This is a genomic window from Fuscovulum blasticum DSM 2131, assembly GCF_003034965.1.
Classification (GTDB): Bacteria; Pseudomonadota; Alphaproteobacteria; order Rhodobacterales; family Rhodobacteraceae; genus Pseudogemmobacter; species Pseudogemmobacter blasticus.
Genome location: NZ_PZKE01000008.1, coordinates 132,960 through 144,797 on the forward strand (window position 1 = coordinate 132,960; position 11,838 = coordinate 144,797).

The window sequence follows — 11,838 nt, forward strand, 5'->3', positions numbered from 1 at the left end:
TTTGTTGCGCCTTGCGGGCAAAACGCGTAAGGCGTCCGCGACGGCGGGTCGATGGCAGGAGCGGGCATGATGACCAAGGAAAAGACGGGGCATAACGGGCTGACCTATGCCGATGCGGGCGTGGACATCGACGCCGGGAACCGTCTGGTCGACCGCATCAAGCCGGCCGCCAAATCGACCGGCCGGCCGGGCGTGATGGGCGGGCTTGGCGGCTTTGGCGCGCTGTTCGACCTTAAGGCCGCGGGCTATACCGACCCGGTTCTTGTCGCGGCGACCGATGGCGTCGGCACCAAGCTGCGGATCGCCATCGACACCGGCAATGTGGACACGATCGGCATCGACCTGGTGGCCATGTGCGTGAACGATCTGGTCTGTCAGGGCGCCGAACCGCTGTTCTTCCTGGACTATTTCGCCACCGGCAAGCTGGAGGTGGATCAGGCCGCCCGCATCATCGAGGGCATCGCCAAGGGCTGTGCCGATTCGGGCTGCGCGCTGATCGGCGGCGAGACGGCGGAAATGCCGGGAATGTATCACAAGGGCGATTTCGACCTTGCCGGCTTTGCCGTGGGCGCGATGGAGCGGGGCGAAGACCTGCCGCGCGGCGTGGCGGCGGGGGATGTGCTGCTGGGTCTGGCGTCCAGCGGGGTTCACTCCAACGGCTACAGCTTCGTGCGCAAGGTGGTGGAACTGTCGGGCTTGGGCTGGGACGCGCCCTCGCCGTTCTCGTCCGGCACACTGGGCGAGGCGCTGCTGGCGCCGACGCGGCTTTATGTCCGGCAGGCTCTGGCGGCGGTGCGGGCGGGCGGGGTGCATGGGCTGGCCCATATCACCGGCGGCGGCCTGACCGAGAACCCGCCGCGCGTGCTGCCCGAAGGGCTGGCCTGCGAGATTGACCTGTCGTCCTGGCAACTGCCGCCGGTGTTCCGCTGGCTTGCCAGCACCGCGAACATGGCCGAGGCCGAATTGCTCAAGACCTTCAACTGCGGCATCGGGCTGATCGTCGTGGCGGCCCCGGATCGGGCCGAGGCGCTGGCGCAGGTGCTGCGCGAGGCGGGCGAGACGGTCACCGAGATTGGCCGCGTCGTGGAAGGTGAAGGCGTCGTCTACAAGGGCCGCCTGCTGTGACAGCCGCACCACGGCGCGTTGCCATCCTGATTTCGGGCGGCGGGTCGAACATGGTGAAGCTGGTCGAAAGCATGACCGGCGATCATCCGGCGCGGCCGGTGCTGGTGCTGTCGAACGATCCTGCCGCCTCGGGGCTGGACAGGGCGCGCGCCTTGGATGTGCCTGTGGCGGCGGTAGATCATCGCCCTTTCGGCCGCGACCGCGCGGCGTTTGAAACCGCCCTTTTGCAGCCCTTGCTTGAGGCCAGCCCCGATGTGGTCTGCCTTGCCGGTTTCATGCGGGTGCTCACACCGGCCTTTGTGGCGCGGTTCGCCGGGCGGATGCTGAACATCCACCCGTCGTTGCTGCCGGCCTATCCGGGCCTGCATACCCATCAGCGCGCGCTGGACGCGGGCGATGCGCAGGCCGGCTGCACCGTGCACGAGGTGACGGCCGATCTGGATGCCGGGCCGGTTCTGGGCCAGGCGCGGGTGCCGGTCCTGCCGGGCGATACCGCCGACAGCCTGGCTGCGCGCGTTCTGGTGCAGGAGCACCGGCTTTATCCGGCGGTGCTGCGCCGCTTTGCGGCAGGCGACCGCACGCCGGTTCTGCTGGGTTAGGCGCGCGGTCCCGAAGGGCGGGTCACGATCCAGCCCGCCATCACCGACAGCGCCGTGCCTTGCGCCACCAGAACCCATGGCGCCAGCCGCAACGCAACGCTAAGGCCGAAGGCGGCAGCCATGGCGATCACGGCGGCAATCTTGCCCTTGCGCGGGATCGCCCGGTGATCGCGCCAGTTCTGGATCGCCGGGCCAAAGACGCGATGCCCCAGCAGCCAGTCATGCAGCCGGGGCGAGGATTGCGCGAAACAGGCAGCGGCCAGAATGACAAAGGGTGTGGTTGGCAGAAGCGGCAGCACCACGCCGACCAGCGCCAGCAGTAGCGCCGCCAGCCCGCCCGCGAACCACAAGGCGCGGGCCGGCGTCCAGCCCGTCATTCCGCGGCCGCACGGTCAAAGGCCGCCCGCGCCGCCTCGACCGCAGGGATCGAGGATTTGACCCAGTAATACAGTGTCCGAAAGGCCGGCAGCAGCGTGCAGCCCAGATCGCTGAGCGCATATTCCACCGCCACGGGCGACGTTGCCAGTACGCGGCGATGCACCAGGCCGTTGCGTTCCAGCCGGCGCAGCGTCTGGGTCAGCGATTTCTGTGACACGCCTTCAAGCGACCGCTTGATCGCGTTGAACCGCTGCGGCGCGTGTTCGAGCACCGCCAGCACCATGACCGACCATTTGTCGACGATCTGGTCGAACAGTTCGCGCGTAGGACATTCGGCATGGAAATGCGCCATGCAGGAACTGTTCCAGACCGAGGTGGCGGGCTGCGCGGTCTGCAGCATGTTCATGCGGTTACCTCCGGGTGACCTGGTGTCGTTCAGGTGCCTGATTGACACCAGGTTTCTAGAATATACCTATGCCGCATCCGCGAAAAGGAGAATTGTGATGACCCGTAGCACCGATGTGCTTTTCCGCCCGTTCCAACTCAAGGGCCTGGAGCTCAAGAACCGCATCGTCATGGCGCCCATGACACGCAACATGACCGACGGCGGCACCCCGGTTGCCCGCAACGCCGACTATTACCGCCGCCGGGCGGCGGGCGGGGTGGGGCTGATCCTGTCGGAAGGCACGGTGATTGACCGTCCCACCTCGCGCAACCTGCCGAACATTCCTCTGTTTCATGGCGAGGCGGCGCTTGCGGGCTGGAAATCGGTGATCGACGCGGTGCATGGCGCCGGCGGCCGGATGGGGCCGCAGATCTGGCACACCGGATCAACCCGCGCCGGCTGGGAACCGGATCTGCCGGTCGAAAGCCCCTCGGGACTGGTCGGCCCCGGCGATGCGCGCGGCCGCGCGATGAGCGAGGAAGACATCGCCGACACCATCGCCGCCTATGCCCGTGCTGCGGCCGATGCCAGGCGGCTGGGGTTTGACGTGGCCGAATTGCACGGCGCGCATGGCTATCTGATCGACCAGTTCTTCTGGGATGGCACCAACGTCCGGCAGGACCGCTGGGGGGGCGCGACGATCCGGGAACGCGCCCGCTTTGCCGTCGAGGTGGTCAAGGCCACCCGTGCGGCCATCGGGCCGGACTTCCCGCTGATCCTGCGCCTGTCGCAGTGGAAGCAGCAGGATTACACCGCCCGTCTGGCCCGGACGCCGGCCGAGATGGAAGACTGGCTTGGTCCGCTGTCCGAGGCCGGCGTGGATGTCTTCCATTGCTCGCAGCGCAAGTTCTGGGTGGCCGAATTCCCCGAGATCGACGGTGAGGACGGGCTCAACTTCGCCGGCTGGGCGAAGAAGATCACCGGCAAGCCGACGATCAGCGTCGGCTCGGTCGGGCTGGATGGCGAGTTCTTCTCGGCCTTCCGTGGCGAAGGTGCACCGGCAAGCCCGCTGGACAAGCTGGTTGCCCGGATGGAGCGCGAGGAGTTCGACCTGATCGCCGTCGGTCGCGCCCTGATCAGCGACCCGGACTGGGTGCGCCATGTGCAGGCCGGGGCAGGGGCCAAGGGCTTTGCCGCCGCCGATCTGGCGGAACTTGTGTGAAATCCGTCGCCGGGGCCGCGAAATGCGGCCCCGCACACCGGCGAGAGGGTTCCCATCCCGCCCCGCCGCGCCTATAGCGGGGATGGCGGGATACCCCCGCGAACCCGGACGAAAGACGCCCATGCGCACGATCACAACGACCGAAGACCTTGCCGCCTTCTGCGAGGCCGCCAAGGCGGGCCCCTACGTCACCCTCGATACCGAGTTCCTGCGAGAGCGAACCTACTGGTCGAAGCTGTGCCTTCTGCAGATGGCGCTGCCCGGCAAAGAGGGTGAGGCGGTTCTGGTCGACCCGATCGAGGGCGCCGAGATGAGCCTTGAACCGCTGTATGACCTGTTCCGCCACGAGGCGACGGTCAAGGTGTTCCACGCCGCCCGGCAGGATCTGGAGATCTTCTTCGTCGAAGGGGGCGTGTTCCCGAAACCGCTGTTCGATACCCAGATCGCGGCCATGGTCTGCGGCTTTGGCGAACAGGTCGGCTATGAGACGCTGGTCAAGAAGATTGCCAAGGCCGGTCTGGACAAGACCAGCCGCTTCACCGACTGGTCGCGCCGCCCGCTGAGCGAGGCGCAGAAGGATTATGCCATCGCCGATGTCACCCATCTGCGGGTGATCTACGAATGGCTGTCCGACCAGTTGCGCAAGAACGGCCGCAGTCCCTGGGTCGAGGAAGAGCTGGCGATCCTGACCGACCCGGCCACCTATACCGTCCACCCCGATGACGCCTGGCAGCGGATCAAGACCCGCACCAGCTCGGGCCGTTTCCTGGCGGTGGTCAAGGAACTGGCGCGGTTCCGCGAACATTATGCGCAAACCCAGAACGTGCCCCGGTCACGGGTGATGAAGGATGATGCGCTGCTGGAACTGGCCTCGACCCGGCCGCAAAACGCCGAAGAACTGGGCCGGTCGCGGTTGCTGATGCGCGAAGGGCGCAAGCCCGAGATCGCCGAAGGCATCCTGGCGGCGGTCAAGCGCGGGCTGGAGATGCGGCCCGAGGACATGCCCAAGGTCGAATCGCAGGGCGATGCGCCCCAGGTGAACGGCGCGCTGGCCGATCTGCTGCGGGTGCTGCTCAAGGCCAAGGCCGAACAACTGGGCGTGGCGCCGCGGCTGATCGCCTCGTCCGCCGATCTGGATGCGATCGCCGCGGGCGGGCGCGACGGGGCCGCCTTGCAAGGCTGGCGCCGCGAAGCCTTTGGCGACGATGCGCTGCGCCTGTGCCGTGGCGAGATTGCCCTGTCAGCCAAAGGCACCGAAGTGCGCGTCGTCCGGCTCTGACCCCGGCCCGACCTTGCCTTTGCCGCGCGCGCGCAAGGCACGGTCGCACGCCTTTCCTCTCGCCTCTGCGCGCAAGCGCGCAACCGGCTCGGGCGGTTGCCTCCGGCGGGGATATTTCTCGACAAATGAAAGACAGGGCGGCCCATGCCCTTTCATCTGTCCCTAAATATCCCTGGGGTGCGGGGGCAGCGCCCCCGCCCGTGGGCGCTGCAAACCTCAGCGGCGGGAGCTGCGGGCGTTCGACTGGCCTTGCACGACGATCTCGCGCACGTTTTCCAGCTTGCGTTGCGACAGCGACAGCGCCGCCGTCACTTCGCGCGACTGGGGCAGGTTCACATCGGTCCGGGTGACCGGGGGCAGGATGCGGAACTCCAGCACCAGAAGGCCGTTCTCGGTGACCGGCTGCGCCACCAGTTCGGCGTTCCACCAGCCCTGGGTCGGGGTGCGCCCGGTGGCGCGAACGATGGCGCCGGTGGGCAGCGGTTCGACCGCCATCGACACCACTTCACCGACAAGGTTGCGCGCATCCTGCGGGGCGGCGGGCAGGGCGACCTGCTCGCGCGGTTCGGACCGGCCGAACCAGTTGAACGGGTTGAGCTTGCTGCTGCGCACGCGGGCGCAACCGCCCACGGCAAGGGCCAGCGACAGCGACAGCGCGAAGGTGCGGCGGTTCATGGGCGTCTCCATCTTCTGTCCACTGGCTAGCGCACCGGGCGCGCTTTGAAAAGCGCCCGTTTCCGGGTCTGGACCTTGGCGGCGCGGGGGACTACCTGAAGAAGACGAAGGAGACCGCCATGGCCACGCCCGCCTTTGAAGACATCGCCGAGACGCTGGAATTCCTGGACGACTGGGAGGACCGCTATCGCCATGTCATCGACTTGGGCAAGGCGATGCCGCCGCTGGACGACAGTTTCCGCGTGCCGGCCTACAAGGTGGATGGCTGCGCCAGCCAGGTCTGGCTGCGCCCGCAGATCGAGGGTGGGCGGTTCGACTTTCAGGGCGACAGCGATGCGATGATCGTGCGCGGGCTGATCGCCATTCTCCATGCGCTTTATGCCGGCCTGCCGGTGGCCGAGGTTGCCCGCGTCGATGCCGCGGCCGAACTGGGCCGGCTGGGGCTGAACGATCACCTGTCGTCGCAGCGGTCGAACGGGCTGCGCGCCATGGTCGAGCGGATTCGTCAGACCGCTGCGGCCGCCTGAAGCGGCGCGCAGGCGGCTTGCAGCCAGCGCAGGGCGGCCTCCGACAGGCGGGGGCCGATCCTTTCCAGAACTGCGGCGTGATAGGCATTCAGCCACTGACGCTCATCCGGCGACAGGCGGGCGGTGTCGATCAGGCGGCGGTCGAAGGGCACGAAGGTCAGCGTCTCGAAGGCAAGCTGGCGGCGATGCGCATCGGCGCCCTTTGCGGCCTCTTGCACCACAATCAGGTTTTCCAGCCGTATGCCGAAGGCGCCCTCGCGGTAATAGCCCGGCTCGTTCGACAGGATCATGCCGGGTTCCAGCGGCACTTCGGAAAGGCGGCTCAGCCGCTGCGGGCCTTCATGCACCGACAGGAACGCACCGACGCCATGGCCGGTGCCATGGTCGAAATCGCGCCCGGCAACCCACAGCGGAAACCGCGCTAGCGGGTCCAGGTCGCGGCCCGACAGGCCGACCGGCCAGCGGACGCGCGAAATGGCGATAAGCCCCTGCAACACGCGGGTGTAGCAGTCCACCGCCTCGGGGTCGGGGCGGCCCATGGCAATGGTGCGGGTGATGTCGGTGGTGCCGTCCGGGTATTGCGCGCCCGAATCGACCAGCAGCAGCTCATCGGGGGCAACCTGGCGGTTGGTCTCCTCGGTCACGCGGTAATGCATTATGGCGCCGTTCGGGCCGGCGCCGCTGATGGTGTCAAAGCTGATGTCATGCAGCGCATTGGTGGCGCGGCGGAAGCCTTCCAGCGCGCGCACCACCGAAATCTCGGTCTGGCTGCCGGGGGGCTGGGCATCCAGCCAGCACAGGAATTCGACCATCGCGGCCCCGTCGCGCAGATGCGCCTCGCGCATCCCGCCAATCTCGGCGGCGTTCTTCCTTGCCTTGGGCAGGCGGCAGGGGTCATCACCCCAGGCGACCTCGACCCCCGCCTCGTGCAATTCGTCTGACACCGCCAGCGGGGCGGTGGCGCGGTCCACCCGCACCGGGCCTTGCAGCGTATGTAGCGCCGGCACGAAGGCCGAGGGCGGGCGCAGGGTGACCTGCTGTCCAAGGTGGGCGCGCACCGTCTCGTCGATCTTGGCGGCGTCCGTGAACAGGGTGACGCGCGCATCGTCATGCAGGATGGCAAAGCCGTGCAGGATGGGGTTGCGCGGCACGTCGGCGCCGCGGATGTTCAGAAGCCAGCACAGGCTGTCGGGCAGGGTCAGAACGGCGGCACGCTGGCCCACGCTGCGCAAGCCTTCGGCCAGACGGGCCCGCTTGTCGGCGCTGCTTTCGCCCGCCAGGGCATCGGGGTGCACGAAGGCGCGGCCCAGCGGAGCGGTGGGCTGATCCGGCCAAATGGAATCGACAAAATTCCTTGTTGACCTGATGGATACATCGCAATCTTCAAGTGTTGTGCGAAGTTTGTCGATCTCGTCCGCCGTGTGCAGCCAGGGATCGAAGCCCACATCGCCCGCTGCCAGATGGTCGGCGATCCAGGGGCCGGGCTTCACCTCGGGCCAGGGCACCGGCGTATAGGCGGCAAGGTCCACCTGCGCCTTGACCTGCGTGCGGTAGCGCCCGTCGATGAAGACGCCGGCCACCGTGGGCAGCACCACGCAGAAGCCGGCCGATCCGGTGAAGCCGGTCAGCCATTGCAGCCGGTCATCCCGCCCGGCGACATATTCGCCCTGATGCGCATCGGCCCGTGGCACGATGAACCCGGCCAGCCCTTCGGCGGCCAGCGCGGCCCGCAGGGCTGCCAGGCGGGGCGGGCCCTGTTCGGGCGAGGCTGGGCTGTCGAAGGTCTGGAACACGGTCAGGCTTTCCCTTCTGCAAATCTCCGGCGCGGCGGCCGCTGGCGTATGGGGGCGAAAGCCCCCTCAGCCCGCCTTGCGGATGCCCAGCATCCGGGCCCTTGCGCGCGGGTCCTTGTCGAACAGGCCCGCAAGCTGTTCGGTCATCGCGCCGGCCAGTTGCTCGACATCGGTGATGGTCACGGCGCGCTGGTAATAGCGCGTCACGTCATGGCCGATGCCGATGGCGATCAGTTCCACCGCCTTGCGGCGTTCGACCATGGCAATCACGTCGCGCAGGTGCTTTTCCAGGAAGCTGGCCGGATTGACCGACAGGGTGGAATCGTCCACCGGGGCGCCGTCCGAAATCACCATCATGATCTTGCGCGCCTCGGGGCGGGCCAGCATCCGGCGATGCGCCCATTCCAGCGCCTCGCCGTCGATGTTTTCCTTCAGCAGCCCTTCCTTCATCATCAGGCCCAGATTGGCCCGCGCCCGCCGCCAGGGGGCATCGGCCGATTTGTAGATGATGTGGCGCAGGTCGTTCAGGCGGCCCGGACCCTGCGGCCGGCCTTGCGCCAGCCAGCGTTCGCGGCTCTGGCCGCCCTTCCAGGCGCGGGTGGTGAACCCCAGGATCTCGACCTTGACCGAGCAGCGTTCCAGCGTGCGCGCCAGCACATCGGCGCAGATCGCGGCAATGGAAATCGGGCGGCCGCGCATGGACCCCGAATTGTCCAGCAGCAGCGTCACCACGGTGTCGCGGAACTCGGTGTCCTTTTCCCATTTGAACGACAGCGGCGTCGTCGGGTTGGCCACCACGCGGGCCAGACGGCCGGCGTCCAGGATGCCCTCCTCCAGATCGAACAGCCAGGATCGGTTCTGCTGTGCCTGCAAGCGGCGTTGCAGCTTGTTCGCCAGCCGCCCCACCGCGCCTTTCAGCGGGTCAAGCTGCTGGTCCAGATAGGCGCGCAGCCGTTCCAGTTCGGCAGGTTCGGCCAGATCCTCGGCCTTGATCTCTTCGTCGAAGTCGGTCGTGTAAACGGTGTAGTTCGGGTCGGCATCGGAATAGGGCGCGGGCGGCGGCGGCTCCAGCGGCGTTTCGCCGTCGGGCATCTCGGTTTCGTCGCCCTGTTCCATGTCGGCGCTGTCTTCTGTCGAGACCTGCGCCTGCGATTCATCCTGCTGTTCGTCCTGGCTGCGTTCGGGCGCGGCTTCGCTGTCGTCGCCGTCCTGCTGTTCCTCGCCGTTGGACTCGGGGCTGTCCTCGTCTTCCTCGGCCTCGTCGCCCAGATCGTCTTCTTCCGGGCGGTCGGGATCGTCGCCAAGCTGGTCGCCATAGCCCAGGTCGGAAATCACCTTGCGGGTCAGCCGGGCAAAGGCGGCCTGATCGGACAGCACATGGTCCAGCGTTTCCAGCGTGCCGCCGGCCTGATCCTCGATGAAACCGCGCCACAGGTTCATCACGTTCTGCGCGCCGGCGGGCAGGTCGCGCCCGGTGGCCAGATTGCGCACCAGATAGCCCGCCGCCACCGAAAGCGGCACATCCTGCTGGCTGGTGATCTGGGCATAGCCCTTGCGGTCGGCCTCATGCCCGATCTTTGCGTCGATATTGGTGGCGGTGCCGGGCATTTCCCGCGCCCCCATCGCCTCGCAGCGGGCGGTTTCCATCGCGTCATAGATGTCGCGCGCCAGTTGCCCGGTGGGGGCATAGCGGCCCGACACGCCTTCGTCATGGAACTTGCGGCGCAGCGCGAAGGCATCGGCCGTGCCCCGCGCCAGCAACACCTCGTCCCGCGTCAGGCGGCGCGAAACCTGCGGCAGGCGGATGCCTTCCTTGTTCATGCCCGGCGGATCGACGGAATAGGAGACCGTCATATCCGGGTCGTCCGCCATGGTGCGCGTCGCCTCGGCAAGCGCCTTCTTGAACGGATCGGCTGGGTTGTCGGTGGGTTTGGTCATTCTACCGGCCCCAGTCTTGTTCGCGATCGTCTTGCCATTCCGTGTCCCGGTTCTGACTTTCTGAAAGCAACTCTTTGCAGAATGCGTATTCGTCTATCTGCTGATCAAGCATGATTGGAACACACTGTTCTTTCGAAGGAAATGCAGCAAGCATTGCTTCGAGGCTCTTGATCCGCTCATTTTCCCAACTTCTGGCCTTTTCGGCAATCGCGGCAGCGTAATCCGCTGAAGAGCGCTGGCCGCTTCTGTAGCCGAGTTGGTAGGCTTGCCACCCAATCAAAAGAACAATTGCGGCAGCAACAAGTTTCACTTCATCGCCTGGCTGGCGGCGCTTTCCGGGAGTTCCTCGTTGAAGCAGCGCTGGTAGAACTCGGCCACGGTCTGGCGTTCCAGCTCATCGCATTTGTTGAGGAAGCTCAGCCGGAAGGCATAGCCGACATTGCGGAAGATCTCGGCGTTCTGGGCCCAGTTCAGCACGGTGCGCGGCGACATCACGGTCGAAAGATCGCCGTTCATGAAGGCGGTGCGGGTCAGGTCGGCCACGGTGACCATCTGCGAAATGATCTTGCGGCCCTTGTCGGTGTTGTAATGGGCGTTCTTGGCCAGAACGATCGCGGTTTCCGCGTCATGGGACAGGTAGTTCAGCGTCGCAACCAGCGACCAGCGGTCCATCTGCGCCTGGTTGATCTGCTGCACGCCGTGGTAAAGCCCGGTCGTGTCGCCCAGACCCACGGTGTTCGCCGTGGCGAACAGTCGGAAGGACGGGTGGGGGGTGATGATCTCGTTCTGGTCCAGCAGCGTCAGCTTGCCGTCATGTTCCAGCACGCGCTGGATCACGAACATCACGTCGGCGCGGCCGGCGTCATATTCGTCGAACACGATGGCAACGGGGTTGCGCAGCGCCCAGGGCAGGATGCCCTCATGGAACTTCGTCACCTGCTTGCCGTCTTCCAGCTTGATCGCATCCTTGCCGATCAGGTCGATCCGGCTGATGTGGCTGTCAAGGTTCACCCGCACGCAGGGCCAGTTCAGCCGCGCCGCCACCTGTTCGATATGGGTCGATTTGCCGGTGCCGTGATAGCCTTGGATCATCACGCGGCGGTTGTAGGCAAAGCCGGCCAGAATCGCCAGCGTGGTGTCGGGGTCGAACTTGTAGGTCGGGTCGATCTCGGGCACGCGGTCGGATCGTGACTCAAAGGCCTTCACGCGCATTTCGGTATCGATTCCGAAGAGATCGCGGACCGAGACTTCCTCGGTCGGTTTCGTCACTTGATCCAGCATGGCGGGCGTCCAGAAATTTCGTTCCTACGGTTCATGGAACATATCGCGCAGGGCCGCAAGGGGAAGCCCGGCCGGCGGCCGGCAACGAATCTGCGTGATCGGGCAAATCCGCTGCTGTGCCGCGGTCGTATCGGTGGGTAGACTGCGCGCGAAGGGGAGATTGCCGATGCACCGCCGCCTGTTTCTTGCCACTGCCGCCGCGCTGGGGCTGGCCCGGCCCGCCCGCGCCGAAGGCGGGTTTGAAATCACCCTGTCCGAAGCCGAATGGCGCGCCCGCCTGACGCCCCGACAATATGCCGTCCTGCGCGAGGAAGACACCGAACGCGCCGGGTCCAGCCCGCTGGACAAGGAATATGGCGCGGGCACCTATCATTGCGCGGGCTGCGATCTGGCGGTGTTCTCGTCCGAAACCAAGTTCGACAGCGGCACCGGCTGGCCCAGTTTCTGGCAACCGCTGCCGGATGCGATTGCCACGCGCGAAGATACGTCGCTGTTCCTGGGCACAAGGACCGAGGTGCACTGCCGCCGCTGTGGCGGGCATTTCGGCCATGTCTTCCCCGATGGCCCGCCGCCCACGGGGTTGCGCTACTGCATGAACGGGTTGGCGCTGGTGTTCCGTCCGGCCTGAGGCCCCCT

General features: G+C 66.6%; 13 protein-coding genes. 6 read left to right on the forward strand and 7 right to left on the reverse strand.

Going from position 1 to position 11,838, the window contains the following annotated elements; translation table 11 throughout:
- Positions 1 to 69 precede the first annotated feature (69 nt).
- Both purM and purN read left to right on the forward strand, forming a co-directional pair.
- A complete protein-coding gene (purM, locus tag C5F44_RS10200; protein WP_412917542.1) occupies positions 70 to 1,125 on the forward strand; it encodes a phosphoribosylformylglycinamidine cyclo-ligase in 1,056 nt (351 codons plus the stop codon).
- Positions 1,122 to 1,724: a phosphoribosylglycinamide formyltransferase gene (gene purN / locus C5F44_RS10205; protein WP_107673428.1), complete on the forward strand. Its 603-nt coding sequence runs from the start codon at positions 1,122 to 1,124 to the stop codon at positions 1,722 to 1,724. The genes purM and purN overlap by 4 nt, the downstream gene beginning before the upstream one ends.
- Here the strand turns inward: purN and C5F44_RS10210 are convergent.
- Positions 1,721 to 2,101, reverse strand: a complete 381-nt coding sequence (locus tag C5F44_RS10210) for a YbaN family protein (protein ID WP_107673429.1) — start codon at positions 2,099 to 2,101, stop codon at positions 1,721 to 1,723. The genes purN and C5F44_RS10210 overlap by 4 nt on opposite strands.
- The gene (locus C5F44_RS10215; protein WP_228156811.1) at positions 2,098 to 2,508 is read right to left on the reverse strand and encodes a winged helix-turn-helix transcriptional regulator; all 411 of its coding nucleotides are present in this window, start codon (positions 2,506 to 2,508) and stop codon (positions 2,098 to 2,100) included. The genes C5F44_RS10210 and C5F44_RS10215 overlap by 4 nt, the downstream gene beginning before the upstream one ends.
- Positions 2,509 to 2,605: 97 nt before the next feature.
- On the opposite strand from C5F44_RS10215, the gene C5F44_RS10220 reads away from it, so the two are divergent.
- Together C5F44_RS10220 and rnd are read left to right on the forward strand one after the other, a co-directional pair.
- Positions 2,606 to 3,709 (forward strand): NADH:flavin oxidoreductase, encoded by a 1,104-nt coding sequence (locus C5F44_RS10220; protein ID WP_107673430.1) that lies wholly within the window; start codon positions 2,606 to 2,608, stop codon positions 3,707 to 3,709.
- Positions 3,710 to 3,830: 121 nt separating this feature from the next.
- A complete protein-coding gene (gene rnd / locus C5F44_RS10225) occupies positions 3,831 to 4,988 on the forward strand; it encodes a ribonuclease D (protein WP_107673431.1) in 1,158 nt (385 codons plus the stop codon).
- A 216-nt stretch (positions 4,989 to 5,204) separates the two neighbouring features.
- Here rnd and C5F44_RS10230 read toward each other — a convergent pair whose 3' ends face one another.
- Complete coding sequence (locus C5F44_RS10230; RefSeq protein WP_228156810.1) at positions 5,205 to 5,663, reverse strand: hypothetical protein; 459 nt, start codon at positions 5,661 to 5,663, stop codon at positions 5,205 to 5,207.
- Between the two features lie 119 nt (positions 5,664 to 5,782).
- On the opposite strand from C5F44_RS10230, the gene C5F44_RS10235 reads away from it, so the two are divergent.
- Complete coding sequence (locus C5F44_RS10235; RefSeq protein ID WP_107673432.1) at positions 5,783 to 6,190, forward strand: SufE family protein; 408 nt, start codon at positions 5,783 to 5,785, stop codon at positions 6,188 to 6,190.
- Here C5F44_RS10235 and C5F44_RS10240 read toward each other — a convergent pair.
- From C5F44_RS10240 to cobS, 4 genes are all read right to left on the reverse strand, one after another.
- A complete protein-coding gene (locus C5F44_RS10240; protein ID WP_107673433.1) occupies positions 6,169 to 7,983 on the reverse strand; it encodes an aminopeptidase P family protein in 1,815 nt (604 codons plus the stop codon). The genes C5F44_RS10235 and C5F44_RS10240 overlap by 22 nt on opposite strands.
- 66 nt (positions 7,984 to 8,049) lie before the next feature.
- Positions 8,050 to 9,921: a cobaltochelatase subunit CobT gene (cobT, locus tag C5F44_RS10245; RefSeq protein ID WP_107673434.1), complete on the reverse strand. Its 1,872-nt coding sequence runs from the start codon at positions 9,919 to 9,921 to the stop codon at positions 8,050 to 8,052.
- A gap of 1 nt (position 9,922) precedes the next feature.
- A complete protein-coding gene (locus C5F44_RS17830) occupies positions 9,923 to 10,231 on the reverse strand; it encodes a hypothetical protein (RefSeq protein ID WP_146161930.1) in 309 nt (102 codons plus the stop codon).
- The gene (gene cobS / locus C5F44_RS10250) at positions 10,228 to 11,202 is read right to left on the reverse strand and encodes a cobaltochelatase subunit CobS (protein ID WP_107673435.1); all 975 of its coding nucleotides are present in this window, start codon (positions 11,200 to 11,202) and stop codon (positions 10,228 to 10,230) included. Before cobS ends, C5F44_RS17830 begins: the two co-directional genes overlap by 4 nt.
- A 166-nt stretch (positions 11,203 to 11,368) precedes the next feature.
- On the opposite strand from cobS, the gene msrB reads away from it, so the two are divergent.
- Positions 11,369 to 11,830 (forward strand): peptide-methionine (R)-S-oxide reductase MsrB, encoded by a 462-nt coding sequence (gene msrB / locus C5F44_RS10255; protein ID WP_107673436.1) that lies wholly within the window; start codon positions 11,369 to 11,371, stop codon positions 11,828 to 11,830.
- The last annotated feature ends 8 nt before the right edge of the window (positions 11,831 to 11,838 follow it).

What these genes read in the sequence shown, in the direction of transcription:
- purM (WP_412917542.1), top strand. Translation starts at nt 70, where the DNA reads ATGACCAAGGAAAAGACGGGGCATAACGGGCTGACCTATGCCGATGCG.
- C5F44_RS10220 (WP_107673430.1), top strand. Translation starts at nt 2,606, where the DNA reads ATGACCCGTAGCACCGATGTGCTTTTCCGCCCGTTCCAACTCAAGGGC.
- cobS (WP_107673435.1), bottom strand. Translation starts at nt 11,202, where the DNA reads ATGCTGGATCAAGTGACGAAACCGACCGAGGAAGTCTCGGTCCGCGAT.
- C5F44_RS10235 (WP_107673432.1), top strand. Translation starts at nt 5,783, where the DNA reads ATGGCCACGCCCGCCTTTGAAGACATCGCCGAGACGCTGGAATTCCTG.
- C5F44_RS10230 (WP_228156810.1), bottom strand. Translation starts at nt 5,663, where the DNA reads ATGAACCGCCGCACCTTCGCGCTGTCGCTGTCGCTGGCCCTTGCCGTG.
- rnd (WP_107673431.1), top strand. Translation starts at nt 3,831, where the DNA reads ATGCGCACGATCACAACGACCGAAGACCTTGCCGCCTTCTGCGAGGCC.
- C5F44_RS10215 (WP_228156811.1), bottom strand. Translation starts at nt 2,508, where the DNA reads ATGAACATGCTGCAGACCGCGCAGCCCGCCACCTCGGTCTGGAACAGT.
- msrB (WP_107673436.1), top strand. Translation starts at nt 11,369, where the DNA reads ATGCACCGCCGCCTGTTTCTTGCCACTGCCGCCGCGCTGGGGCTGGCC.
- C5F44_RS10210 (WP_107673429.1), bottom strand. Translation starts at nt 2,101, where the DNA reads ATGACGGGCTGGACGCCGGCCCGCGCCTTGTGGTTCGCGGGCGGGCTG.
- cobT (WP_107673434.1), bottom strand. Translation starts at nt 9,921, where the DNA reads ATGACCAAACCCACCGACAACCCAGCCGATCCGTTCAAGAAGGCGCTT.